Origin of the sequence: Aureispira sp. CCB-QB1 (assembly GCF_000724545.1) — a bacterium.
Classification (GTDB): Bacteria; Bacteroidota; Bacteroidia; order Chitinophagales; family Saprospiraceae; genus Aureispira.
Map to the genome: position 1 here is coordinate 147564 of NZ_JHBV01000008.1, position 24748 is coordinate 172311.

Consider the following 24748-nt stretch of genomic DNA (forward strand, 5'->3'; position numbering starts at 1 on the left):
AAAAATGGGCTATTGAATTGACTTAATATTTTAGGATACGATTAGGTTTACTCGTGTGCAAATTTCCTTTCTCTAAGTGCTATAGAAATTTTAGAAATAATTACTTGGCTAAGCTACGGCTTGCTTCTACAAATCATTAAAGCTTGTTAGCTAATTCAACGTAATTTAGGAACAACCATTATTCACCCAACAATCAGAATTATGTCTCTATTTTTAGGTCGCCAAAGAGTCTATTTTTTACTCTTTAGCATTGTAACTAGTGCTTCCTTGCTTCAAGCACAAGCACCTGGTGGTTTTTCTACCAATTTAGGTTTATGGTTAAAAGGAGATGGTCTCCCTCTAGGTGCTAACCAAACAGCCAATTGGCAAGATGCCCACTCGACTAATGACGCCCAATTTCACCCTAATACCGTGCATTACGAAGTAGTTGAAGATATCAACTTCAACAAATCTCTACATATCAATGACGAATGGTTTGATAGTCCTTTAGATATCAACGTTAACGACCTTAATGTTTTTATGGTTTATAGACTTAGAACCAATGGAAATACTCCTTTGTGGGGCAATGGGGTTATCTCTTCTCAAAGTAGTAACAACAAAGGTCGGCAAGCAACTAGCAGTAGCATGACGACAGGAGGAACTACTGACAGCCCCTATACAGGAGCGGATAATACGAATAGGGTTTATTTAAACCACATTAATAGTATACATAATTCCAATTCCTTGATCTTTGTTAATGGAGCTAGTGTCGCCACATTGCCAACAACTGGAGCAATTGTTAGCACCCCGACAAGCGGAACAGATTCTACACATCAAGGAATATTTATTGGTAAGACAGATAATACAGCAACAACTTCTGGTCCTGGTTCGGATGTATTGGATGTTGCAGAATTTATTGTTTATAGAGGAGCTGTTAATCCCACCCAAAGAAACCAAATCAATTCTTATCTAGCCATTAAATATGGAATAACTATAACTGCCCATAACTATTTGAGTAGTACTGGGGCTGTTCTTTGGGATCAAGGAACGAATACAGGATTTGATAATGATATTGTTGGCATAGCTAGGGATAACGGTTCGGGATTAAATCAAACACAATCTAAAAGTGTGAATGTAGGTTCTCTAATCACCATATCTAATAGTGCATCCAACGGAGAAGCTTTATTGGTTGGTAATAATGGAGGAGCAACAGGAAGTGCTGTGACTTTCCAAGAGGGAAATAGTTTCTTGAGAAAAGGGATGAGAATAAATAAGATTTGGAAGTGTCAAAAAACGGGAGCTTTTAACAATTTCAGCATTAATATTGACAATGGGATTAGTTTGCCAAGTGGCTTTAATACGAACAATATTTTCTTACTGGTATCGGATAATGCTTCTTTTAATTCAAATTTAAGAGCTTACCCCTTGTTAAATTTTGATGCTAGTAATGTTCTGCTGAATGATGGTGACTTTTTTACAATTGCTCGGTCGGATGCTGCTTTATGGGTCAAGGGTGACCCAACCCACAACTCTATTTCAGGAAACGCAATTAATAGTTATTATGATTATGTATTAGGAGTGAATACAATGAATAGTTATGCACTCTCTGGGAACCTTCCCTTATACATACCCAATAGTGCGAACTCTGCCATCAATTTCCATCCTTATGCCACCTTCAATCAAGGGAATCATCGCAATTTTTTAGAAAGAGATAATTTTACTGGTTTTGGAGAAAGTGGCACTTCTATTTTTATGGTATTGAGGCGAGATGGACAGAACACAAGTACAGAAGCAATGATGTCCTATGCCGTAGGAAATAGTACAGCACAAGCCAATGAATGGTTGATAGACAATCCTTCAGATGTAGAAGTTTTTGTGGAGGCAGGAGCTCTTAGTGGTGGTCATGAAGATAATTATGATATAGAGGATAATATTCCTCATATTATTTCGAATATAAGAGGAAATGGTAATCAGGATCATCTTCGGGTAGATGCCGATCAGGATAGTGAGAATTACCACAACAACACTGTAATTAATAGTAGAGGTCGACTAATTTTTGGACAAGAACAAGACGATTTAAGTTATACAATAGGCAGTTTCGAGGCAAACCAAGAATACGAAGGAGATTTTGCAGAAGCCATTGTCTTTAATAAAAGAGTTAGTAATAACGATCGAGATGCGATTGAATCCTATTTGGCTATAAAATATGGGATAACTTTATCAGGAGATTATAAGATTTACGATGGGAATACGCTCGCTACGACTTGGGATCAAAGCTCAAACAATACATATCACAGAAATATAGGAGGAATAGGTCGCGATGACGCTTTTAACTTAGATCAGAGGAAATCTAAAAGCCAAAATGGTTCAACTTCGGAAGTCGTCATTGAACACACGGGTATATTTGCGAGCGATATCTGTCATTTGATCTGGGGGGCTAATAACGGGACTTATGATAATATTACCTCATCTGGTGCACCATCTGGATATAAATTATCTCAAAAACGGTGGAAAGTTCAGAACTACAACAACAAAATTAACGCCGTAACAGTAACGCTGCCCGTACCACCATCGCTAATTGGTCAAAGTCTATCCGATGTTCGATTGATTGTAAGTGATAATCAAAATTTTACTGCTGGAAGCATAAACCAATACACAGGATCTGTCAACAATAATGAAATCACATTTTCTGGTGTTGTGTTATCTGATGATAGATACTTTGCTTTAGGTTTTTCTGAAAATGTAGGATACATTAATTTGGACCCTGGTGCCCCTACTACTTTCGAAGCTTGCCCAGGTTCTGACGTTCAATTTAATTATGCTAACTTGAGTGACCATCCAGACAGAATTGAATTTAGAGATACAACTGGTGCTGCTTTGATCTTAAATGTTAGCCCAACGAATACAAGTGGTTCTGGGAATACCCGAAACGGTACTATTAACCTAACAATTCCTACGAATGCAGGAACTGGTAATGTGCGACTCTTATTTAACAATACGGTTGTTTATAATTTTAACGGAAACTTAGTGGTTCATAATCCTAAACTGGATTTTTTACCACAAACTAGCCCCATCTGTGCTACCGACACAGTGCCTTTAATTGGTTTTCCCAGTGGAGGTATTTTTTCTGTTGATACACTGCTTAACACCCAACCTTATCCTAATCTAATTGTGAATAATAGGATTTATGGTAGAGCAGCGAACTGGAGTAACGTTAATGATTCACTAAAAAGAATAGTTGTAAATTACAGTTATACACCTTCTTATATTAATGGGACTCCCTGTTTGCAATCTGTAAATAAAAAAAAATGGGTAAATATTAGAGATAACAGATTAGACGAAGTTGTCTTCAATTATATTATTGCAGACCCTCCTAGTCCCAATAAAGTATTAGAGTTAAATTCAAGTACAATTAATAGTATTAGCCCTAATTTACTTGACGCTAATTTTAGATATCCGGTCTCCTTTTCAGGAACCTATGTAACTTTTGACAGTGCAGCAAATAGATATGAATTTCTTACAGACCAAGCCAACAGTAATAACCCTGTAACGATACGCTACAACAACAATGGCTGTATAGGAGAAGCAACAGGGACAATAGATGTTTATCCTCCTTTGCAAATAATAGGTTTACTCGATACAGTCTGCTCAGAAGCTGCTCCTTTTGAGTTTACAAGAGATACCTTATCAGATTATGCTTATAGGAGAGATACAGTTTTGTACAGTTTTTCTAATATTACAGTACTACAGTTTTATGAGTATAATAAAATTACTAGAGTTACCACAGATATAAGTGCTTATCAAAATGCCATTGATACTATTACGACAGCTCCTAATAATGAGCGATATCGTTTTACGCCTATCAATATCCCTTTGAGTGCAGATACTGTTGCCATGCAAATGGAGTACACAACAACAATAACAACTATCGTTACAAGATCAGGAAACCCACCTGGTAGCCCTACGACAAGAAGCTACAGTTTTATAGCTTTTGATACAATACACATGCAAGATAGACCCGTACCTCAAATTCTAAACCTAGACAGTACTTATTGCCCTAATGCGAGTACCGTAGCCATACAAACTACGCCTGACTTTGAATATAATGCACGAACCTATTTTGAATTTAGAGGAGATGATGCCTTTGGATATAACTTACTAGACACCTTGCAACAAGATACCTTATTCGATCCTAGTTACCATTATGATAAACATGTTCCGTTAAAAGATAGGCATCTAAATGTTCAATTAATTTATGTTGTAGATCGATATGGTTGTGTTGATAAAGACACTGCTTATACAAGAATCGTGGCGCCTGTTCAACCTATTTTTTATCCGCAACCTGCTTATTGTACAAGTGATTTCCCAACCCCATTATTGCCCACATTTGCTCCTGGTAGCTTTACGCCATTTTCAGTCGTAGCTACATTCTTGTCTAGACCAGGATTAGATACTGTAACACAACTTTTTGACCCAAGTGTTCCTGGTCCTGGAAATCATTTAGCAACATTGCAAATGATTGATAATTTTGGTTGCCGGAGCGAATTTACGGACACTCTATTTGTTAGGGTACCTCCGCAAATCAAGTTGCAAGCAGACAATCCCCATAGAACAGGTTTTTGTTCTAATGAAATAAATGTACCTCTGAGTACTATTTTGTTATCAGGAAATCCAGCAGACACCGTTGTTTATTTAGGTGCAGGGGTAACAGGCAATACTTTAGACCCTAGTGCTATTTTTCCAGGAAGTAATGGAGGAACCTCACCTATTTCTGTTATTTATACAGATAGTTTTGGTTGTCAAGGAAGAGATGATGTAACGCTTACCATTCGACCAATTCCAGTTCTTAGATTAGATAGTTCTATAATTGGTCAGAGATACTGTGGTAATGACCCTGCTTTTACTATTGAAGGTTTTGTACGAGATACTTCTGGTAACTTCCAAGCAGAAAATGGTTCGATTAGAGGTGATGGAGTTGTTTTGATCAATGGTGTTTACTATTATGATCCTAGTACTATTTTAGTCGATAGTCTTCATTTTGATACAGTTCAATATACATTTTCAGATGTGTATGGTTGCACCAATACTATTTCTGAAGTAGTAAGAATAGATTCCGTTCCCGAAGTTTCTCTAACGGGGCTAAATCTAAAATACTGTATTGATGATCCTATAGATCAATTTGTAGGGTTACCTGATAGTAACTTTCAAACCAGTGGTACTTTCTACGGTGGTCCAGGAGTTAACCCTAATACAGGCGTTTTCACACCTTCTCAAGCGGGTACTGGCAAAAAAGTAGTGTTTTATACCTTTGAAGATAGAAATTCTTGTCAAAGCACAGCATATGACACTACAATAGTGTATGGTTTGCCAACTCCCCTTTTTGGAGGTTACCAAACTCAATACTGTACGGCAGCCGCCGAGGATACTTTAGAAAGTTTTAACCTGCCACTTGTCGGAAGTTCTTATTATTATTTTGGAGGAAGTATTATTTCAGATACTGCTTTGGGGATTATTTCTCCTAACAGGGATAGTTCTGGTCTAAAAACAATCTATTATACGTTCATAGATTCGGTAGGCTGTTCGAATACAGATAGTGTTAATATATATATCCACCCATCCCCTGAAATTGTAGTTGATGGCTTAGATTCTGCTTATTGCTTTAATGCGCCTGAAGACAACATATCCGTCTTCCCTTCAGGTGTTTTGGTAGGATCGAGTTCACCTGGATTTACGAGTAGTGGAAATAGCATCTTCTTTGACCCTGACCAAGATACGGCGGGGATAAAAGTATTCACTTATATTTATACCGATCCTAACACCACTTGTGCCGATACCCTTACATCTAGGACTTTAGTTTATAAACCACAGACACCTAATTATACGGGGTTAAATCCAGTATATTGTGAAGAAAATGATACTATTAATATTGTAGGTAATCCTTCTGGAGGTGTTTTCTTTGGTCGAGGTATCATTAGCTTAGGCAATAATTATGGTTTTAATCCTAAACAAGCGGGACAAGGAAGCTATCCCATAACCTATATGTTAAATGATACTTTCGTACATAATGCGGGTAGCTTGGTCTGCCCTGTTGATACTACTAAGATTATAACTGTTCGTGCATTACCAGTAGCTGATGTGCTAAGTCCTAGTAATAATACAACATTTTGCAGTACAGATACAAGCCAACTATTAGTACCTAACACGACGGGAGTTTGGGACTTTTTTAGTAGCGTAAGCCCAGGGGCTGTTATGGATACCATTGAAGTTATCAGAAGAGATACTGTAACTACTCCTACAGGTATTAGCATCAATATCGTTCATGATACAAATTATTACTTTATACCTTTCCTAGCAGGGCGAGGTTCTCATACAATTATTTATACAGCTACAGATACTCTTTATGGTTGTACTAGTACTGATGAAGTAACCTATTTTGTAGATGAATACCAAGATATTTCTATTAATATAAGTGATTCTATATTCTGCGAATCCCAAGACTCCTTCTTGGTTACAGGAACTCCTCAACCAGGTATATTCATTCAGAACGGCGATACTATATTAAATTCTACTTATCATTATATACCTTATCATGGTATAATTAGTAATGTAACTACAGATACTATTGTGTATATTCGAGCAGGAGTAAATATAGCTTGCCCTGACATTGACACTCAATTCATAACTATTAACCCTGTTCCACAAGTATCTTTTACAGCGGATACAGCAGATAGTCGATACAATGCAGATAATATCTATTGTCTAGTTCCTTCGGATACGATTCATCTAATCCCTGACACTTTTAATGGTAATTTTAAAGGGTTTGGGGTTCCGTATAACACCTCCTATTTTATACCTGAGTATGCAGATATTGGATCTCATCCTATTATTTACGAATATACAGACCCTATAACAGGATGTAAAGATGCAGATACCATCGTTTTTTCTGTATTTGGAATGCCAGAAGTGAGTTTTAACACCTATGGAGGATGCCAACTAGATAGTATTGTTTTTCATCCTCATAACATCATTTTGGGCTTAGATAATAGAGTCAATGGTATTCTAGTTGACTCGATTACAAACATTACTTGGGAATTTGAACCTAATGTAGCTATACTTGGAGACCATCAAAATAATGCTATTGATACAATTAGCTACGTTTACAGTAACCCTGGTGTCTATAATACAAAGCTCTTAGTGACCAACCAAACCTACTGTACAGACACACAAGTTGTCCGCTTAGTTATCTCTCCTAGAGTTTCTCATTTTCCTTATGACGAGTCATTTGAAGCATCTAATGGAAATTGGTATGCAGAAAGTAGAGATTCTAGCCATCCATTACTTTGGGAATGGGGAATTGATAGTACCAATCAAGGAATTGCGAGCAATCGAAATAATCGATTCTGGTCTACGCAACTAAATGGTACGTATTCAGAAAGTGAAGATGCATGGGTTTATAGTCCTTGTTTTGACATTGATAGTCTTACCCGTCCGATGGTTAAGTTAGACTATTGGTCTGATACAAGATCCGCAGATGGTGCGGTATTGGAATATCAGAAAGAAGACGGTAGTTGGGTTCCGCTAGGGGAAACGAATAGAGGTATTAATTGGTTTAACTCTTCAATTATTATAGGACAACCAGGAGACCAAAATTTAGCGCCTATAGGTTGGTCAGGGAGAAGCAATGGTTGGAAAGATGCTCGTTACAAATTAGACCATTTAGGAAATCGCGACAATTTGCGTTTGCGTGTTGCTTTTGGTTCGCCATCTGTAAACTTGGGAGGCAACTTCTACGATGGTTTTGGCTTTGATAATTTCTGGGTAGGCAGTAGAACTAGAAACGTGTTGTTAGAGACAACATCTAACGTCAATGAACCAAACATGGATATTATTAATGATCACGTTTATCAATTAATTTATAACAGTCCTATTAATAAGGATTTAATCATGCTACAATATCATTGTGCAGAACCTGTTGCCAATGATCGATTCTATTTGGATAACGAAATCGTAGCAGATGCTAGAACTTATTTTTATGGAATTCCTGAAGCAGGGCGAGCGTATATTGATGGAAAAACTACTGGCGTTCCAAGATCTAGGTATTTACAGGATATAGATTTTGAGAAAGAAATGTTAGCTAGTCCGAAGTTTGATATTGAAATTGATACTTTCCACCATAACAATGCAGGCATCTTTACGATAGAAGCTACTGTAAAAGCTCTGGTAGATTTACCGAATCCTGTTCGTTATAGAATTAATACAGTCATTACTGAAGATTCACTAACGTATGGTGGTGCAAGTAATAGCATGGTACATGCTGTTGTTAGAAAAGATGATGAAGCAGCCAATATACGAACTCGTTCTTGGGCAGTTGGAGATACTCAGAAAGTAACCTTAACTTGGAATCATGGCGCAACTTCAATTGTTTATCGTCCTGAGCATTTTCAAGCTGTTGTATTCATCCAAGCAGAACTTAGCAGAGAAGTATTCCAAGCTGCAACCTCGAGAGATGTTAGTGGATATTGGGTTGGTGTTGATCAAATTGCTGCTGAACCAGAACTAAATGAAATCAACTCTATGAATCTATATCCAAATCCTGCGAAAGATTACTTTAATGTTTCTTTTGATAAGGCTTTAAAACAAGATTACAACTGGAAACTAGTTGGAATTAATGGTGTAGAACATCAGACAGGGATGGTTTATGCTGGAGATAAGGACATTCAGATTAGTAATTACGATTTTCCTTCTGGAGTTTATGTATTTATAGTTTATAATGAACATGTCTTTTCGCAACGTAAAGTCATTATTAATCAAGAATAAGAAAAAAGCAATTGTAATTTAAATATTATTTAGGTGTCAGCAAGGTTTCATCAACTTGTTGGCACCTTTTTTTGTTTTATTAAAAGATAACTTTAGATCAAAGTATTTCGATCCATCAAAAATTATTATTTTGCAGTCCAAGTAATTAAGCAAGCGATCCCAAAAATCAAGCTGCAACACTAGTCTTTTTTTAGTACGAAAAATTTCGATATTGCTTAATTTTTACAAAAAATTGCTCTACAAATAACAAAACACAATTATACAAGAATGTCAGAAACGCTGTTAAAATATCACGCAGAACAGGAATACGCAAAAGAATTAGAAGCATTAGCTAAACACGATAAGTTTCCTAAACCAGCGAATTGGAAACTATCTCCATGGGCAGTTGTTACGTATATTATAGGTGGAGAATTAGAAGATGGGACTATCATCAATCCTAAATATTTTGGAAAAAGGCGTGTTATAGAAATTGCTGTCGCTACCTTGGTAACAGATCGTGCGTTATTGCTTATGGGAGTTCCTGGAACTGCTAAAACTTGGGTTGCAGAACATCTTTCAGCAGCTATTTCAGGAACTTCCACATTGTTAGTTCAAGGAACTGCGGGGATTAATGAAGACACCCTTCGCTATAGTTGGAATTATGCTAGCCTTTTGGCTAAAGGACCTTCTGAAGAAGCTTTAGTTCCTTCACCTATTATGTTAGCAATGCAACAAGGAAAGTTAGCAAGAGTTGAGGAGTTAACTAGAATTCCTTCTGATGTTCAAGATACTTTGATTACCATACTCTCTGAAAAAACACTTCCTATCCCTGAGTTAAACATAGAAGTTCAAGCCCAAAAAGGGTTTAATGTTATTGCAACCGCAAACGATAGAGACAAAGGAGTCAATGAACTTTCTAGCGCTTTAAAACGTCGTTTCAATACAGTAGTTCTCCCCTTACCTTCTTCTTTGGAGGAAGAGGTTAACATTGTTAAAACACGTGTAGATCAATTGGGTAAAAACCTAGATATACCTGCTGAATTAGCTCCAATCAAAGAAATTGAACGCTTGGTTACCATGTTTAAGGAATTAAGAGATGGGAAGACAATTGATGGCAAAACAAAACTAAAGATGCCTACCTCTACCCTTAGTACTGCTGAAGCTATTTCTGTTATTAATAGTGGTCAAGCTCTAGCCGCACATTTTGGTGACGGAACGATAAAAGCTAGGGATTTAGCGGCAAGTATTATTGGAGCAGTAGTAAAAGATCCTGCACAAGACAGCGAAATTTGGAAAGAATACCTTGAAACAGTTGTCAAAGAAAGAAAAGAATGGTCTGATTTATATAGAGCATTCAAGGAATTGGATTAAATTATAAGGCTCAAATTAACATTGCTTTTTGAGCGATTCAGAGTTCGTTATCAATAGAGTATATTTTTATTGCTTAATTCCTTAAACTAAAAGTATCCTAATTATGCGCTTATTTTTTTCTATCATCTTAGTATACTTCTTTTTAGCAAGATTGCAAGCTCAGTCAGGTTATGCTAAACCCGATTTTGCTGTTCAATACATTTCTTATTTTGGAATCGGTTCAGCATCTGTTCAAAAATCTGCTATTATAGGACACAACGCGGCTAATTATGCGCTCATGCAGCAGGCTTTGCCTAAGTGGACAGATCAAGGACTTGGCATTCCTGTTTATTTTTATCAAAAGACCATAGAAGATTGTGGTGCGGATTTACTAATTCAAAAATTAGAAAAAGAATACAATGTATTGGAAGAAAAGGAATTGGCAAAACGGCTTCAAAAAATAAGAGAAACGATACTAGTTGCCGACATTCCTAAAGGGCTGAGCAATCAACTAAAAAATGCTATTCAAGAATTTTATAAAGGAAAAAAAATTAGGATTAGTAGTTCTCCAAACTATTATAGTTCTATCAAAACATTTTCTATTTCGACCTCTCTTGAAGATCTCTCACCTAGTATTACACAAGTCTATGCTTCTTTTTGGAAATTAGAAGCTGTAAAAGAGCGATTTAAAAATAAAGAGAACAAACAATTTGCTTTGGGGTTGCTAATCACTCAAGGTTTTGAATATGGTTATGCAATTGGACGAGTCCAAACAGATTATAGTGGGCAATTTCCATCTATCCACATTATGAGTAAACGAGAATCTTCTACTGAGCGTATTGGTTTTCCTAGATTTGATAGTAAATGGTATCGCACCTATGAGAAAGCAAAAAAAGCAGCTGTCTTTGTTGATAATGCCTCTCTAACGCCTACTGTTCGTGATTTGCAACAGGCGACAATTGTTTTAGATCCAATTTTGAGAGCAGGAAAAGATAAGAAGTTATCTGATAAAAACTATAATACGGTATTTACATTTATAATAAAAAAACTAAATGGGAAGTTTCAATTGAAATTACAACAACCTGAATTACAACTAACTCATCAATAGTTTTCTCTCACCTTTTTAGCTCTTACTTTTTTGCTATTTCTAAAAAAAAATAGCTTCCAGTGAACTTTTTTCTATTTCTTCCTGTTTATATAAAAGACTGCCTTATCTAAAGTAGTCCTTAAAACACATCAATAATTGTCTCAACATTCACGATTTGCTAGAAAAAAAGAAAGATAACACACACACACCACCTCTTTTTAAGAAAGATGAAAATCAAATATGTGCAGCATATTTGAATACGTGAGTTACTTCTACTTTTAGCAAAATACAGACCAAGGACGGTTCTCCCCCTACTAATTTTAATGCAGGACCACCTTTGAATACCTCTAATCAAAAAGCATGTTCTGCTGCTCGTGTATCAGAAAAACCTTTTTTCCCAACTAAAACTTTACTTTATGTTTTAGTTGACATTGATCATTTGCCTCAACACTTGAAATTAGTGGGCAAGATTGCCCGATTATTAGAATCAAGTATTTTAGTGGTTTATTTTTCTGATAAAAATGAAGTAGATCAAGAGGCATTTCAAGCAATTCAGCAGGAAATCAAATCAATGAGTAATTATTCAAAGATTAAGTTTTTATTTTTTGAAAATACAGCTCATCCCTGTACTGAAATACAAAAAATAAAAGAGGAAAAAGATATCTGTGCATTGGCTTTCCCTTCTGAAAAGGAATTTTTGACAAGTTCTATTTTTAGTAATCCAAAACTGCATACAAGCATTCCAGTTTTTGCACTTTAGTCCCTAAACCTTACCCTCTTCTCATCACTTTTTTGATAACTAAAAAAATATTAAAATGATCAGTAGTGCAACAATATCAACAAGCCCTATGACAAAGAAACTAAACGTTCTATTAGCAACTTATAAAATATATGCGCACAAGCTTTTAAATTATCAATGGCTCATTCAATCCTCTAAACATCCTGAACTAAATGAAGAGTTAGATATTTATTGTGAAGAAGCCGAGCGGCAAATTGAATCTATTATCGACCAAATTATTAGTCTTGGAGGGATGCCTCTAGGATCTTGGGCTAAATGGCAACGAGCTTCTGATATTAAGTTTAAAATTCCTAATAGGGATTTCCGAACTATCTTGCAAGGGGTTATTGATGATAGTAAAACGATTCGATCTAGTGCAAGAAATTTAGAAAATCAAGCCGAAAAGAACAAACAATTGGCAACGGCTCAATTAGCACAACAAATACAGGCACAATTAGCTAGTAGAATTAGTGATGTGCAAAACAAACTTCACTTGATCTAAATTTGGACCTTCTTGCACACCATTCAATATGGTAATTGGTAACTATCAATTACTTCCTTATAAACAGGTTATCTCCCAACCTAGACAAAAAGAAAAAAAATGAAAAAGAAAAAAGTAGATTTTTATAAAAAAATAACCAACTGGGCAAATAATAAAGGTTTTAGAAATATTAAGGCTAATACAGAAGGATTTGAAACTCCTCGTAGCTTTACAAAAAAAGATTCTGAAGAAGAAGAAATAATTCCTGATATTACAGCAACTAGTTTTGGTTCAAAGTATTATTTTGAAATCGTAACGAAACCCACTCAAAATAAAATAAAACAAAACCTAATTTCAAAATGGAAATTATTAAGCCTTTTAGCAGAACGAAAAGGCGGTAAATTATATCTATTTGCCCCCCATGGTAATAAGAGCTTTACTCAAAATATTATGAGTAAATATAAAATTAAAGCAAAGTTCATTTCTTTGCCAAAACTAAAAATGCCTAAAGCTGCTGTATAAAAAAGCACAGTATATTGTTCTATACAGTTATCACAAGAGCCTTCTCGAAAGTCGAAAAGGCTCTTTTTTTTGTAAAGCCTCTACTCTATCGGCAAAGTTATTTTTACAAGACACAACATATTAAAAAAAATACCACACATCCTTTAATAAACTTCCGATATTTTAACGTATGAGTAAAATTAAACTCTAGAAAAGCATCTATTTCAAAAAAAATGCGTGCAATCATTAGATCAACTCAACGCATTTTTTTGAGCTATAATTTTTTAGCTCAATCACGAATTAATGAGAGCACTATTTCCACCCATTTTCAGCAACATCATCTACAGATTTCAGTACTTTATTCGTCAATTGTTTTTTGTATTCTAACATAAATTGAGCTACTTTATCATCGAAAGTACTAACAATTGAAGCAGCTAAAATACCTGCATTTTTTCCTCCATCTAATGCAACTGTAGCGACAGGGATTCCACCTGGCATTTGCAGAATAGATAAAATAGAATCCCATCCATCAATAGAGTTACTTGATTTTACAGGAACACCAATAACAGGAAGTGTGGTTAAAGAGGCAACCATTCCTGGCAAATGAGCGGCACCTCCTGCCCCTGCAACAATTACTTTAAGGCCACGTTCTCTTGCCAAAGTAGCGTAATCGATCATCCGTTGTGGTGTGCGGTGCGCAGAAACAATGGTTAACTCAAAAGGTATTTGGGCTTCTTCTAAAAATTCAGCTGCTGCCCTCATAACAGGCAAATCAGACTGACTTCCCATGATAATTCCAACTAAAGGTTTATTGCTCATCGGATACAAATTTTATAGTTTTTTTGACAAAATCAATTTTTTTAATTAATTGTTCCATGTCTTTATCTCTAACCGTGACATGCCCCATTTTTCGGAAAGGTCTCGTCATTTTTTTTCCGTATAAATGCAAGTGACAACCAGGAATATCCAAGACTTCTTTAAAACCTTTACAAACAGCAACTCCAGTGTGTCCCTCCTCTCCTAGTAGATTAATCATTGCAGATGATATAAACAATGAAGTATCACCTAATGGCCAATTGAGTATTGCTCTTAATTGTTGTTCAAACTGAGACGTCATGTTACTTTCTATAGATTGATGCCCACTGTTATGTGTTCTTGGTGCAATTTCATTAACCAAAACCTCTCCATTTTTAGTCACAAACATTTCAACAGCCAACAAACCTACGATTTCCAACTTTTTAGCTAAGTTCGTAGCAATTTCAACAGCCTTATCAGTTATATCTTCTCTGATTTGAGCTGGTGCCAAGAGATACTCTACCAAATTTGCTTCTGGATGAAAAACCAACTCTACAGGCGGAAATGCTTTTATAGCACCATCTTCATTTCTAGCAACAATAACCGAGATTTCTTTTTCAAAATCAATCAGCTTTTCTAATAATCCTGGAGCATCAAATCCTTTAGATATATCTTCTTTGGTACGCATTACTTGCACTCCTCTTCCATCGTAACCACCTTTTCCTATTTTATTAACCGCAGGCAAAAAATCTGCGTTCGCCTCAATTTCTTCCAAGTTTTCTGTCAAAATGAACTCTGCTGTTGGAATACCATTGTCCTTGTAAAACTGCTTTTGAATGCGCTTGTCTTGAATCATTTCAATGATATGAGGCTGAGGAAATACTTTTTTGCCTTCATCACTCAATTTTTGCAATGCTTTTGTATTCACCTGCTCAATCTCAATGGTAATCAAATCATGTTTGGCACCAAAATTATAAACTGTGTCAAAATCATTTAAGTCGCCAACTTCAAATTCCGCTGCATTTTCTTTGCAAGGAGCTTCTGGATTTGGATCCAATATTGCAACTTCTATATTAAAATCAATGGCAGATCGAATAAGCATGCGCCCTAATTGCCCCCCTCCTAGAATAGCTATTTTTTTCACTTTGATTTGCTTTAGTAGTTTGCTTGTTTAATTAATTTGTATACTGTATTTAATATTTTGTAACTTACTCAGAAATACATCTTGTATTTCTGGACTCCTTTTAAAGAACTTTAATTAACTCATAAACAATCCCTTAAATTTTATCAAACAAGTAATTTGCTTTCTTTTAAGCTAGTTTTCTTGCACGGAATCGCAATTTCATGCAAATATAGCCATATGTTTGGAAATTCATACGTTAATTTAAACGAATCCGTCTTCAATGAAAAAAAACAGGAATTAAGCCTATAAAAAGCACTTTTTTGACAGAAAAACAAAGTGTGAGTATTTTATTAAATGAGTAAAATTTTTCTATGAATAGATTGATATTTTTTTTGATTATTATATCCTTTATAAGTTGTGAAAAAACGACAGATTATAAAAGAATCATCCAAAACGATTCTGATTATGATATTTGGATTATCAACCCTTATTACAGAGCATTAGATAGTACTAATACTTTTACTGAATGTCGAGAAATTGTTTTGGACAGCATTGCTGTAGCAAGAAAAACTAGTTATGTCTTGGAGGTTGTCAATACCAATAGATCCGTTGACTTTCATGCAGACTGCCCTTTCATTTGTTTAGATACTTTAGAAACGAGAATTCATAACAGAGATTCTTTGAGATTAAATATAAACCTCTATCCTAGTGATTCTAACTGGGTTTATACTGTTTTTCAGGAAGGAGAAAAAGGAAGTTGTGAGTGTCGGTTAATTATTACTAATTCTAGCATAGAATAATGGGGATATTTTACTAACTGAGTAAAAATAAAAAACAAACAAGTAAGGTACTATCTACAGCAAAAATATAAATTCAATAAGTGCCAATCATAAAAATCTAATTAACGTAAAAAAAACAATCAAAAAGTAGGGAGAGTTATTTTTCATTCGGTTTAATGTCTAAGTAAGTGTCAAGAAAATAATAAGTATTGACCAATTACTAAAAGTTCTATTATTAATAAAACACATTAGACTATTCTATTTAGAAAATTTTATAGTATAAAAAACTGCTTTTTATGAAAATTATATGCTTCTTTGTCCTTTTCTTCTTGTTGTTCAATTGTACCCCACCAAGTGTTACTTATGACCGAATCATTGAAAACAATTCGAGTTATGACATATGGGTAAATCCCCCCAACAACTGCTTTCAAGACAGTATTCTAATTCCAAGCAATACACATCGTATACTAGAAGGTACTATTGAGCGAAATGGTTCTGTTAATAATTTTAGAGATTGCCCCTCTATTTGTATAGATACAGCTGGTACGAGTATTAGTAATCACGACTCTTTGAGTTTAAATTTTGTTTTGGAACCTACTCACCCCAATTGGCAATACAGAGTTGTTCAACCTGGCGAATCTGGAAGTTGCGAATGTAGAATCACAATTACCGACGCTGACATTAACTGATTGCCGCTCCAATTTGTGATTTCGCATTTGATATTTAGCCTAATGCTTTTGATGCTATTTATATGTTACTAATTACCCCAAAAGTAATGACCTTTTTCAGCAAAAGTGATTAAGGGGTTCTTTATCAGATAAAAAATAATTATATTAGCTTTAAGATTCTTACCTCAACGCTGAAGAAGAAATTGGGGGTAAGCAATCAATCTAATCTGTGCCTCAAGGCGCATACTTCAGCAGACCTCATTGGGGACTGCTGAAGTATGCGCTTTTTTTTGTGAAGATCGATAATTTCAAATAGCTTGATAAAATAAAAACATGAACCGAAACAAATTATTCTTACTTTTCACCTTGTCTATTAGTCTCTTTTTAGGAGCTTGTACGGGCTCTTCGCCTTTCCTCTATTCAGGTATTACATCTTCAAAAACATGCACTAAACAAGGTGGTTATTGGTATAATGAAAAATGCTGGCGAAACTATGAAGACGCTAGTATTGACAAAGCAGACATCGACAAATTGGTAGAAAAGCAAATAGAACTTGCCCAAAATACTATGATAACAATAGGTCAACAATCTTACCCCTTAAAAATGATGATGCCTATGCCTCAAGGAAAAAGTTATATCTTTCTTACGATGTTTGAAGATGAGAAAGGCACTATAACTATCTACCAAACTGTCAATAAAAAAGAATTAGATCGCAAAGGGAAAGCTGTATCTAATGCTCTTTTCATCAGAGGGAATTTGCTAGAGTTGTCAGATGAAGACTTAACAGAAGAAAGAATCAAAGCAATAAGCATTGGGCAAGGAGATTTAAATATTCAATTCCAAGGAGCTGACTTTGAGAAAATAAAAGTATTCGGCAACTATACTGAAATAGGGTCTAGCGCAATTAAATCACTAAATTATACTGCTACAGAGGACTTTGGTTCGATGGGAAACAGCAAGATGGAAGTTAAAGGCAACGAAGTATACATCAATGGCGATCTCGGCACACGTAGTTATTACCAACTTAAGAGTATACTGCAAGAACATCCTAACCTAAAAACAGTTGTATTAGGCAATATTTCTGGCTCAGTAAACGATGCCGTTAATATGCACACGGGAAGGATACTCCGAGAAGCAGGTTTAAACACTAAAGTGCTGAGCGATAGCAAAATTGCATCTGGAGCTGTCGATTTATTTTGCGCTGGCGTAGAACGTATTGTAGAAAAAGGTGCCCAGTTAGGCATTCATTCTTGGTGTTGTATAGGCGATTTGACGGCTATTGAAATTCCCAAAGAACATCCTGCACATCAACATCAAATTGAGTACTTCACGATGTGCATGGGCTCTAGAAATGGTCCCGCTTTTTATTTCCATACCCTTGAAGCAGCTCCTTTTGATGGTGTTCACTGGATGACAGAACAAGAGATGAAAAAATGGAAAGTGGCTACTTATTTTTTAGAATGAGTGTGCTTTTTAGCTTCTTTTAACTCCCCAGTTAAGTTTCTCAAAAAGAAAAATAGAAAGCATTGTTTTAATCCTCAATATTTAATTTATGAACTCCTTCAACTATTTTTTCACCGCTATAGTGGCATTATTTCTGCACGTCAATGCTAGTCATGCGCAAACCATTCAGCAACCTTTGCAACTGAGCTATATAGAATTGGATAGCCTTTTGCCTACTTATTACAACAAAGGCACTTACAAAAAAGCAATTCCTATTGTGCAAATAGCCATCAAGAAAGCGGAAAAAGATTTTGGTCGGCAAGATTCTGTGTTTGCCAATTACATTCAATGGGGAGGGCTTCTTTATACAAAAATCGGTCAACTAGATACTGCTCTCATGCTTAGCATTCAAGCTAAAAATATTCATGAAAAAATTTTTGGAAAAGAACATTTTAAGTTCGCTTTATCGCTCAACAATTTAGCTGCTTTATATTCAGAAATGGGAAACGTTGATTTAGCACTACCTCTTTTAATTCAAGCTAAGAATATTTGGGCAAAAGCACGAGGAACAGATCATCCAGATTTTGCCTATGCACTCAATAATTTGGCCCTCTTTCATTCTGATATGGGGAATTTTGACTTAGCGCTACCGCTCTTAATTCAAGCCAAAGATATTTTCAAAAAAGCCCTAGGAGAAGAACACTCTCAGTACGCTATGTCCCTCAATGGTCTTGCTTTTTTATATCAAAATATAGGAGATGTCGATTCAGCTCTGCCTCTTTTGCTTCAAGCTAAAAGTATTTTCAAAAAAACTTTAGGAGAAGAACACCCTGAATTTGCTGTATTTTTAAACAACTTGGCTAATCTATATTCAGAAATAGGTATTTTTGACTTGGCATTGCCTAGTTTAGTTCAAGCTACAAATATCTTTCAAAAAACGCTTGGAAAAGAACACTCAAAATTTGCACTTTCCCTTGATAATCTGGCTAATTTGCACTCTAGTATGGGAAATTTTGATTTGGCACTACCACTCCTTATTCAATCTAAAAATATTTTTCAAAAAACGCTTGGGAAAAAACATACTCGATTTAGTATGTCTCTTAATAATTTGGTGGATTTGTATCTCCAAATGGAAAATTTTGATTTGGCTTGGAAGGTGCTACAACAAGCTATGAATTCTAGTTTGGGCACTTCCCTAAAGCATACCTTCAGTCAAGAGTGGTCAGAAAATGTGATTGCAACATCTTTTCATTCCAATGAACACATTGATAACATGATTACTTCTTTAGAGCATGCCTATTGGTTCTTGGAAAAAGATACTAGAATTGAGCATCGTACATCCAAACAAATTATAGTGGCAGATTTAGCTTTTACTCTATTATCAAAAGCCAGAAATCGAGTTTTCAACGAAAAAGACAAATTGCGAATGCTCGCAAAAAGTGACGATTGGTTACAAAGAAGCCTGCATTTGCTATCCCCTTCAAAAGATAATGAAAGGGCATTTCATCTTAGCGACCAAAACAAATCGGTGCTACTTTTGCAAGCCACTAGGTCAGAAAATGCTTATCACTTGGGTGAACTACCCAAATCTCTTATCAGGATATCCAAAGAAATACTCCGAAAACAAAGCGAACTTCAAGCTAAGTTAATGGAAAAACGTTCTGCAAAAGAAAAAGATAGCCTTTTAAACGAATTAAATCAGATTAACCAAGAAATTAGTGATTTTGAAAAAATGCTTGAAGAAAAGTTTCCTAAATATCACAAATTAAAGTATCAGCCAAACGATGCCAAAGTCTCCGACATCCAATCGCTTTTAGATAAACATACGGCTTTATTACAGTATGTGATTAGCGACTCTTTGGTACACATTTTTTTAGTAGATAAACAAGAAGTACGTTGGGAAAAATCATTGATTAGTCGCTCCAAATTAAAAGAACAGATCAGCATTTTGCACAACTCCTTGAGTACGTATACCCCAATGACTCAAGAAGAACATGCTTACCAAAACTACACCCAAACCGCACATTGGTTTTATCAACACCTTATCGCTCCTGTATTACAAAATAAGCCTAACATTTGCAACTTAATCGTTGTTAGTGATGGAGAATTAGGGCATCTACCATTCGAAGTTTTTCTAAAAACTTCCGCTTCAAAAACGTTTATAGATTATCATAACCTTGATTATTTGGTGAATCATTATAATATTTCGTACAACCATTCTGCTGCTCTTTGGAGAGAGAACAAGGAAGCCCCTACTCCTATGAATAATGGTCAAATTCTAGCTGTTGCTGCCAATTATAACATTCGGCTATCTTCTAAAACAGCAAACACAAGACTCCCTTCAAATCAATTACTTAGAAAAGGACTACCTCCACTTCCTTCCGCCCGTAAGGAAGTAGAAACACTACAAAAACAATATCGAGGCTTTTTTGCTTTTGATAGCATTGCTTCTGAAAAAATAGTCAAAGAAAAAGCAAGTGAGTATGCCATTCTACATTTTGCGGTTCATGGAATTTTAGATAACAAAAGACCTGTTCTTTCTTCATTAGCATTTACAGAAGATAATGACAGCATAGAGTCTAATTTTTGGCAAGCACACGAAATATCAAAAATGCAGCTCAATGCCAATCTTGTAGTACTTTCTGCTTGTCAAACAGGTTATGGAAAGTTTGAAAAAGGAAATGGTGTAGCTTCTCTAGCCAGAGCGTTTATGTACGCAGGTGCTTCTGCTTTGATTGTTTCTCTTTGGCAAGTCAACGATTACATTACATCTGAAATTATGAAGAACTTATATAAAAATTTGGCAAACGGTATACCCAAAGACCAAGCACTTCGACAAGCTAAATTGCAATACATGAATTCGGTTGAAGGTTCTTTAGCCCATCCTTCCTTTTGGTCTCCTTTTATTATGATTGGAAATACCGCTCCTTTATCCATCAAAAAGAAAAACAACTTTACTTTTTATTGGGGTACTGGACTTCTAGGTTTACTATTGGCTGCTGGGCTCTTTTTGGTAAAAAAATCGAAGTAACACAACAAGGTTCGTCCTTAATATTATCACTCCAATTATCCCTCTTGTAATTCTTTTTTAGGGTATAATTTTGAAAAGAACCAGCCTACAATCATTGCTATTAAAAATGAAGGTGCCAAAACATCGAGTTTCTCAAAATAAGGCCCAATACCAGCTATATTCGCAACTACAAACTTAAAAAATGGTACACAGAGGAAGCCCGTTATCATTGAAGCAATAGCCCCTGCCTCTGAGTACCCTTTCCAAAACAGAGACAAAATAATAACAGGACAAAAAGAAGCCGCTATCCCCGACCATCCAAATATAACCATCCAAAAAACAGTTCGATTAGGAGAATTAACAGCAATAACTAAAGCTATTATCAAAGCAAGAATAGCCACCCTGACTCGCCTGTTGCTCTAGCTGAAAAAGCAACCGCCCAAAATCCCATATTTTTTCCACCTACATAAAAATCACTCATACTTTTCACTCTGCGAGAGGCAAAGTATCCAATAAGAAATAAAATAATGACATAAAGCCCTAAGGCTATCAATTTAGAAATTTCCATAAATTGAGTTATTTTTTGGTGAAAGCAATTGTTGAAAATATTTTATTTTTTGTCTAAATACTCCAACAATTGCTTAATAGGATTTCACTAAAATTAAGTTGTTGCCTCCAAACTGAATAAATTGTGATTGACGGCTACAAATTGCTCTAGTTTCTCAAAGAAATTTAAAATATCTTGATGGTCATTTTGAGCATTAATTGTTACTAATCGTATAAACTCATCTCCTTGAAAAGTACCATAACCTACTAGTAACTCTGAATGTTCGTACAATAACGTACAAATATCACGCGCAGGAATTCCCTTATAGTTAAAACAAATAGCAATTGAATTGTCATAACTATACATTTCATAATCTTTATGATTACGAACATATTCACGAGCGGTATCTGCCAAGGCAAACTGATGATCTACGATTTTCTCTAAACCTGATGTTCCTACGCTTTTCCAAAGTGTCCAGAATTTTAGAGCATCGTTTCTTCTTCCGCATTGTAAAGACGTTTTTCCTAAATTAAATTCATCGTGATCTGTTTGATACAAATAACTAGCATCATTAGAGAAAGAATTGTATAGGTGTTTTTTATCTTTTGCAACTATAATGGAGCAAGACAATGGAGTGCCTATCATTTTATGTGCATTAAAACTAAACGAATCAACCAATTCGATTCCATCGATCAAATGCCTATACTTTTTGCTAAACAAGGTAGAGCCGCAGTACGCTCCATCAACGTGAAGCCACATATTATATTTTTTGCAAATTTCGCTCACAGGACGAATTGGGTCAAAAGCTCCCAACACAGTAGTACCAGCAGTTAGGTTTACCATAATTGGGATGCCTCCATTTTGCACGTCTTGCTCTATTTGTTCTTTCAAGCTAGTAACATCTAGTTCTCCTTTTTCGTTGGTAGGAATATAGCGAACATTGTCTCGACCTATCCCACAGAAAGCTGCGTTTTTAGGAATGCTATAATGCGATTCTTTTGAGGTATAAACCATCATTTTTTGTTGAACACCTTGATATTTCACAGTAGCAATGGCTGCATCTCTAGCCATCAACATAGACATAAAATTAGTCATAGACCCTCCTGGCGCTAGAGTGCCGTCTGCATTTTTGTCCCAACCTATCATATCGCATACTTCTCTTAAGATAACCTTTTCTACCCCAATCTGTGGACCAGCCGCTTTATAAGTATACATGCTGTTATTCAAAATCACAGATAGCAATTCTCCTAAAATAGCTTTGTCATTTCTACCACCAAACAATTGATTAAAAAAGCCATTCGTTGCCGTTCTTGGCGAAGCAAAAACCAACTCCTTTACTATTTTTTCAAATTCATCTTCATCCAAAGGAGTATCCTTAAGCGATAAATCAAGTGTCTTAAATAGTTCAGAAGATGGGATATATTGAGTGACAGGATTTTCCTTTTCGTCCTTCAAGAGGTCATTTGTTATTCTTTGAAATAAATCAAGTGTATTTTTCATCAGAAAAAAGTTTAAATCACTAAAAAATTAAGTTTTTTTAGTGAAAATCAATTTAACTATTATTTTAGATTGGCAAATTTAGAAAAAACATCTGTTTTTTTTGCTATTTTTGGCGAAATACAACTTTTAGTCAGCTATAAAAAATTACAACTAATTTAATATGAATCATATCACTACTATTGCACAACTAACCCAAATTTTAGATCAAGCTTCTCCTGCTGAATGTTCAAAAATCATGAAAAGAATCAGGATAGATACCTCTGAATTGGAACATTGTGCAACATGGTCTGATCAATCTTACACCCGAAATTGTTTGGCTAGAAATGAAAAATATGAGTTAATTCTATTGTGTTGGGATATTGGAGCCAAAACACCAATACACGACCACGGTGGGAAAGATTGTTGGGTCTATCAAATACAAGGAACAATACAAGAAACTCGATACCAAGCATTCAATTTACGATTAAAAGAAACCCATCAGATGACATTGTCTGCTCAAAAACTAACCTATATGAATGACAGCATGGGGTATCATGCTCTAGAAAACATTGCCAACCAACGAGCAATGACACTTCACATCTATGTATCCCCGATTGATGTTTGCGAAGTATTTAATACACAAAAAGGTTGCTTTGAAACAAAAAAAATGTCTTACCATACCCATCAAGAAAAGAACACGAGTATGTTAGTTTCTTAAACAAATATTTTGTCTTTAGATTGCAAAACATTCTCTACTCACTTGCCTAATTTTTTTTCTTTTTGATTACCTTTAATAGTCGTTTGCAGTTTAAATAGTGATTTTCTACTGAAACTCAGACAAGTTTTACGGATTGTTCATCTAAAGAAAATATTTTACTATTAATGAATCAGATTGATTTAAAAATTCTTGATATGCTTCAAAGCAATTCTGGTAGAACAGCCAAAGAAATGGCAACAGAATTGTCTTTAACCACTACTCCCGTTTACGAACGCATCAAGAAATTAGAAAAAGCAGGATATATTAAACAATATGTTGCTTTGCTGAATACAGATTTGCTTCATAAAAACATTATTGTTTTTATGAACATCACTATCAAAGACCATTATAAAGAAGTACGAGATAAGTTCGTAAAAAGTATGGAATCTCTAGATGAAGTATCTGAGTTTTATCACACATCGGGAAGTTTTGACTTTTTGGCTAAAGTGAGGTTTGCAAATATTAAAGAGTATAGAGATTTTTTAGTCAATGAAGTTGCGGCTATTCGAAACATCAGCGACATTGATAGCCAAATTGTTTTAGAAGAAATCAAGTACTCGACAAAAGTCAAACTTAGCGGTTTGAACAAAGAAAAAGAATAGAGATTGGCAATTATCAATTGATTGAAAGTGGTTCAAGGTTGTTCTTGAACCACTTTTTTTTTAACAGTTGTTTCAGCAATGTTCTCTAGACTTTAGAAATACTTGCTTCATATTCAATCTAGAAAAAGAAAATAAAACCCGAAAACAAAAGAACAAGGTGCTAGGAGCCTAACTCCCAACACCGTTTTAATTCTAACCATAATACAGTCCTTTTTTACTACAAAGCTATTTGCGACTAAGTACTGTAATTATCGGTCTGTTCATTCTATCGGTGCATGATTGATCTTACTCAAATCTTCCAAAATATCAAAGGTATATTCTGTAATATCAGTTATACCAATGGCATTTAATCTTTTGATATGCATCTCTTTGTACTTAGTTAAACAATCTAAATTTTTGAACAAATAAGTTGACCCATAATGACTTGTCCCTTCTTCATGCGTCCATATTTTCCAAATAATACCTTCTTCTTTTGCTATACTCTCTGCCAACTGCTTGTTGCCTTCTATGAATTCTTCCGTTATTGGACCATTATATTTCAAATGCAAATCCCAAATTTTCTGTTTACTCATT

General features: G+C 35.2%; 18 protein-coding genes. 12 read left to right on the plus strand and 6 right to left on the minus strand.

The genetic code is table 11. The features are described from left to right. Nucleotides 1–201: 201 nt before the first annotated feature. The 6 genes from CG11_RS03705 to CG11_RS03730 all read left to right on the plus strand — a co-directional run bounded on the left by CG11_RS03705 (nt 202) and on the right by CG11_RS03730 (nt 12993). Nucleotides 202–8796, plus strand: a complete 8595-nt coding sequence (locus tag CG11_RS03705; protein WP_052593266.1) for a T9SS type A sorting domain-containing protein — start codon at nt 202–204, stop codon at nt 8794–8796. Between the two features lie 267 nt (nt 8797–9063). Beyond that, entirely contained in the window at nt 9064–10146 is a 1083-nt protein-coding gene (locus CG11_RS03710; protein ID WP_052593268.1) for an AAA family ATPase, read from the plus strand. A gap of 103 nt (nt 10147–10249) precedes the next feature. Further along, the gene (locus CG11_RS03715; RefSeq protein ID WP_052593270.1) at nt 10250–11233 is read left to right on the plus strand and encodes a PEP/pyruvate-binding domain-containing protein; all 984 of its coding nucleotides are present in this window, start codon (nt 10250–10252) and stop codon (nt 11231–11233) included. 316 nt (nt 11234–11549) lie between these two features. Then, a complete protein-coding gene (locus CG11_RS03720; RefSeq protein ID WP_052593272.1) occupies nt 11550–11972 on the plus strand; it encodes a hypothetical protein in 423 nt (140 codons plus the stop codon). Between the two features lie 88 nt (nt 11973–12060). Further along, a complete protein-coding gene (locus tag CG11_RS03725) occupies nt 12061–12492 on the plus strand; it encodes a ferritin-like domain-containing protein (RefSeq protein ID WP_197043776.1) in 432 nt (143 codons plus the stop codon). Nucleotides 12493–12591: 99 nt separating this feature from the next. Continuing rightward, a complete protein-coding gene (locus tag CG11_RS03730) occupies nt 12592–12993 on the plus strand; it encodes a hypothetical protein (RefSeq protein WP_052593276.1) in 402 nt (133 codons plus the stop codon). Between the two features lie 291 nt (nt 12994–13284). Here CG11_RS03730 and purE read toward each other — a convergent pair whose 3' ends face one another. Together purE and CG11_RS03740 are read right to left on the minus strand one after the other, a co-directional pair. Beyond that, entirely contained in the window at nt 13285–13791 is a 507-nt protein-coding gene (gene purE / locus CG11_RS03735) for a 5-(carboxyamino)imidazole ribonucleotide mutase (RefSeq protein ID WP_052593278.1), read from the minus strand. Continuing rightward, nucleotides 13781–14911 carry a 5-(carboxyamino)imidazole ribonucleotide synthase gene (locus CG11_RS03740; RefSeq protein WP_231512757.1) on the minus strand — a complete coding sequence of 377 codons (1131 nt, stop codon included), beginning with the start codon at nt 14909–14911 and terminating at the stop codon, nt 13781–13783. The genes purE and CG11_RS03740 overlap by 11 nt, the downstream gene beginning before the upstream one ends. Before the next feature lie 350 nt (nt 14912–15261). On the opposite strand from CG11_RS03740, the gene CG11_RS03745 reads away from it, so the two are divergent. From CG11_RS03745 to CG11_RS03760, 4 genes are all read left to right on the plus strand, one after another. Next, nucleotides 15262–15690, plus strand: a complete 429-nt coding sequence (locus CG11_RS03745) for a hypothetical protein (protein ID WP_052593280.1) — start codon at nt 15262–15264, stop codon at nt 15688–15690. A gap of 275 nt (nt 15691–15965) precedes the next feature. Beyond that, nucleotides 15966–16358, plus strand: a complete 393-nt coding sequence (locus CG11_RS03750) for a hypothetical protein (protein WP_052593281.1) — start codon at nt 15966–15968, stop codon at nt 16356–16358. A gap of 312 nt (nt 16359–16670) precedes the next feature. Next, a complete protein-coding gene (locus CG11_RS03755) occupies nt 16671–17801 on the plus strand; it encodes a hypothetical protein (protein ID WP_052593283.1) in 1131 nt (376 codons plus the stop codon). 88 nt (nt 17802–17889) lie between these two features. Continuing rightward, complete coding sequence (locus CG11_RS03760) at nt 17890–20811, plus strand: CHAT domain-containing protein (RefSeq protein ID WP_052593285.1); 2922 nt, start codon at nt 17890–17892, stop codon at nt 20809–20811. A 35-nt stretch (nt 20812–20846) separates the two neighbouring features. On the opposite strand, the gene CG11_RS03765 is transcribed toward CG11_RS03760, so the two are convergent. The 3 genes from CG11_RS03765 to CG11_RS03775 all read right to left on the minus strand — a co-directional run bounded on the left by CG11_RS03765 (nt 20847) and on the right by CG11_RS03775 (nt 22837). After that, nucleotides 20847–21191, minus strand: coding sequence for a hypothetical protein (locus tag CG11_RS03765; protein WP_052593287.1), 345 nt, complete (start codon nt 21189–21191; stop codon nt 20847–20849). Beyond that, nucleotides 21173–21358: a hypothetical protein gene (locus tag CG11_RS03770; RefSeq protein ID WP_052593289.1), complete on the minus strand. Its 186-nt coding sequence runs from the start codon at nt 21356–21358 to the stop codon at nt 21173–21175. The genes CG11_RS03765 and CG11_RS03770 overlap by 19 nt, the downstream gene beginning before the upstream one ends. A 93-nt stretch (nt 21359–21451) precedes the next feature. After that, nucleotides 21452–22837, minus strand: coding sequence for an aminotransferase class V-fold PLP-dependent enzyme (locus tag CG11_RS03775; RefSeq protein WP_052593291.1), 1386 nt, complete (start codon nt 22835–22837; stop codon nt 21452–21454). 160 nt (nt 22838–22997) lie between these two features. Between CG11_RS03775 and CG11_RS03780 the strand changes: the two genes are divergently transcribed. Both CG11_RS03780 and CG11_RS03785 read left to right on the plus strand, forming a co-directional pair. Continuing rightward, nucleotides 22998–23534, plus strand: coding sequence for a cysteine dioxygenase family protein (locus CG11_RS03780; protein WP_052593293.1), 537 nt, complete (start codon nt 22998–23000; stop codon nt 23532–23534). Nucleotides 23535–23698: 164 nt separating this feature from the next. Further along, nucleotides 23699–24175 carry an Lrp/AsnC family transcriptional regulator gene (locus CG11_RS03785; protein ID WP_052593294.1) on the plus strand — a complete coding sequence of 159 codons (477 nt, stop codon included), beginning with the start codon at nt 23699–23701 and terminating at the stop codon, nt 24173–24175. Between the two features lie 260 nt (nt 24176–24435). Here CG11_RS03785 and CG11_RS03790 read toward each other — a convergent pair whose 3' ends face one another. Continuing rightward, the gene (locus CG11_RS03790; protein ID WP_052593296.1) at nt 24436–24747 is read right to left on the minus strand and encodes a monooxygenase; all 312 of its coding nucleotides are present in this window, start codon (nt 24745–24747) and stop codon (nt 24436–24438) included. Nucleotide 24748: the final 1 nt, after the last annotated feature.

Bases quoted from the DNA above. Each gene is read 5' to 3' on its own strand.
- CG11_RS03775 (WP_052593291.1), bottom strand. From the start codon at position 22,837: ATGAAAAATACACTTGATTTATTTCAAAGAATAACAAATGACCTCTTG.
- purE (WP_052593278.1), bottom strand. From the start codon at position 13,791: ATGAGCAATAAACCTTTAGTTGGAATTATCATGGGAAGTCAGTCTGAT.
- CG11_RS03770 (WP_052593289.1), bottom strand. From the start codon at position 21,358: ATGGAAATTTCTAAATTGATAGCCTTAGGGCTTTATGTCATTATTTTA.
- CG11_RS03755 (WP_052593283.1), top strand. From the start codon at position 16,671: ATGAACCGAAACAAATTATTCTTACTTTTCACCTTGTCTATTAGTCTC.
- CG11_RS03785 (WP_052593294.1), top strand. From the start codon at position 23,699: ATGAATCAGATTGATTTAAAAATTCTTGATATGCTTCAAAGCAATTCT.
- CG11_RS03710 (WP_052593268.1), top strand. From the start codon at position 9,064: ATGTCAGAAACGCTGTTAAAATATCACGCAGAACAGGAATACGCAAAA.
- CG11_RS03715 (WP_052593270.1), top strand. From the start codon at position 10,250: ATGCGCTTATTTTTTTCTATCATCTTAGTATACTTCTTTTTAGCAAGA.
- CG11_RS03750 (WP_052593281.1), top strand. From the start codon at position 15,966: ATGAAAATTATATGCTTCTTTGTCCTTTTCTTCTTGTTGTTCAATTGT.
- CG11_RS03745 (WP_052593280.1), top strand. From the start codon at position 15,262: ATGAATAGATTGATATTTTTTTTGATTATTATATCCTTTATAAGTTGT.
- CG11_RS03730 (WP_052593276.1), top strand. From the start codon at position 12,592: ATGAAAAAGAAAAAAGTAGATTTTTATAAAAAAATAACCAACTGGGCA.
- CG11_RS03725 (WP_197043776.1), top strand. From the start codon at position 12,061: ATGACAAAGAAACTAAACGTTCTATTAGCAACTTATAAAATATATGCG.
- CG11_RS03790 (WP_052593296.1), bottom strand. From the start codon at position 24,747: ATGAGTAAACAGAAAATTTGGGATTTGCATTTGAAATATAATGGTCCA.
- CG11_RS03760 (WP_052593285.1), top strand. From the start codon at position 17,890: ATGAACTCCTTCAACTATTTTTTCACCGCTATAGTGGCATTATTTCTG.
- CG11_RS03705 (WP_052593266.1), top strand. From the start codon at position 202: ATGTCTCTATTTTTAGGTCGCCAAAGAGTCTATTTTTTACTCTTTAGC.
- CG11_RS03780 (WP_052593293.1), top strand. From the start codon at position 22,998: ATGAATCATATCACTACTATTGCACAACTAACCCAAATTTTAGATCAA.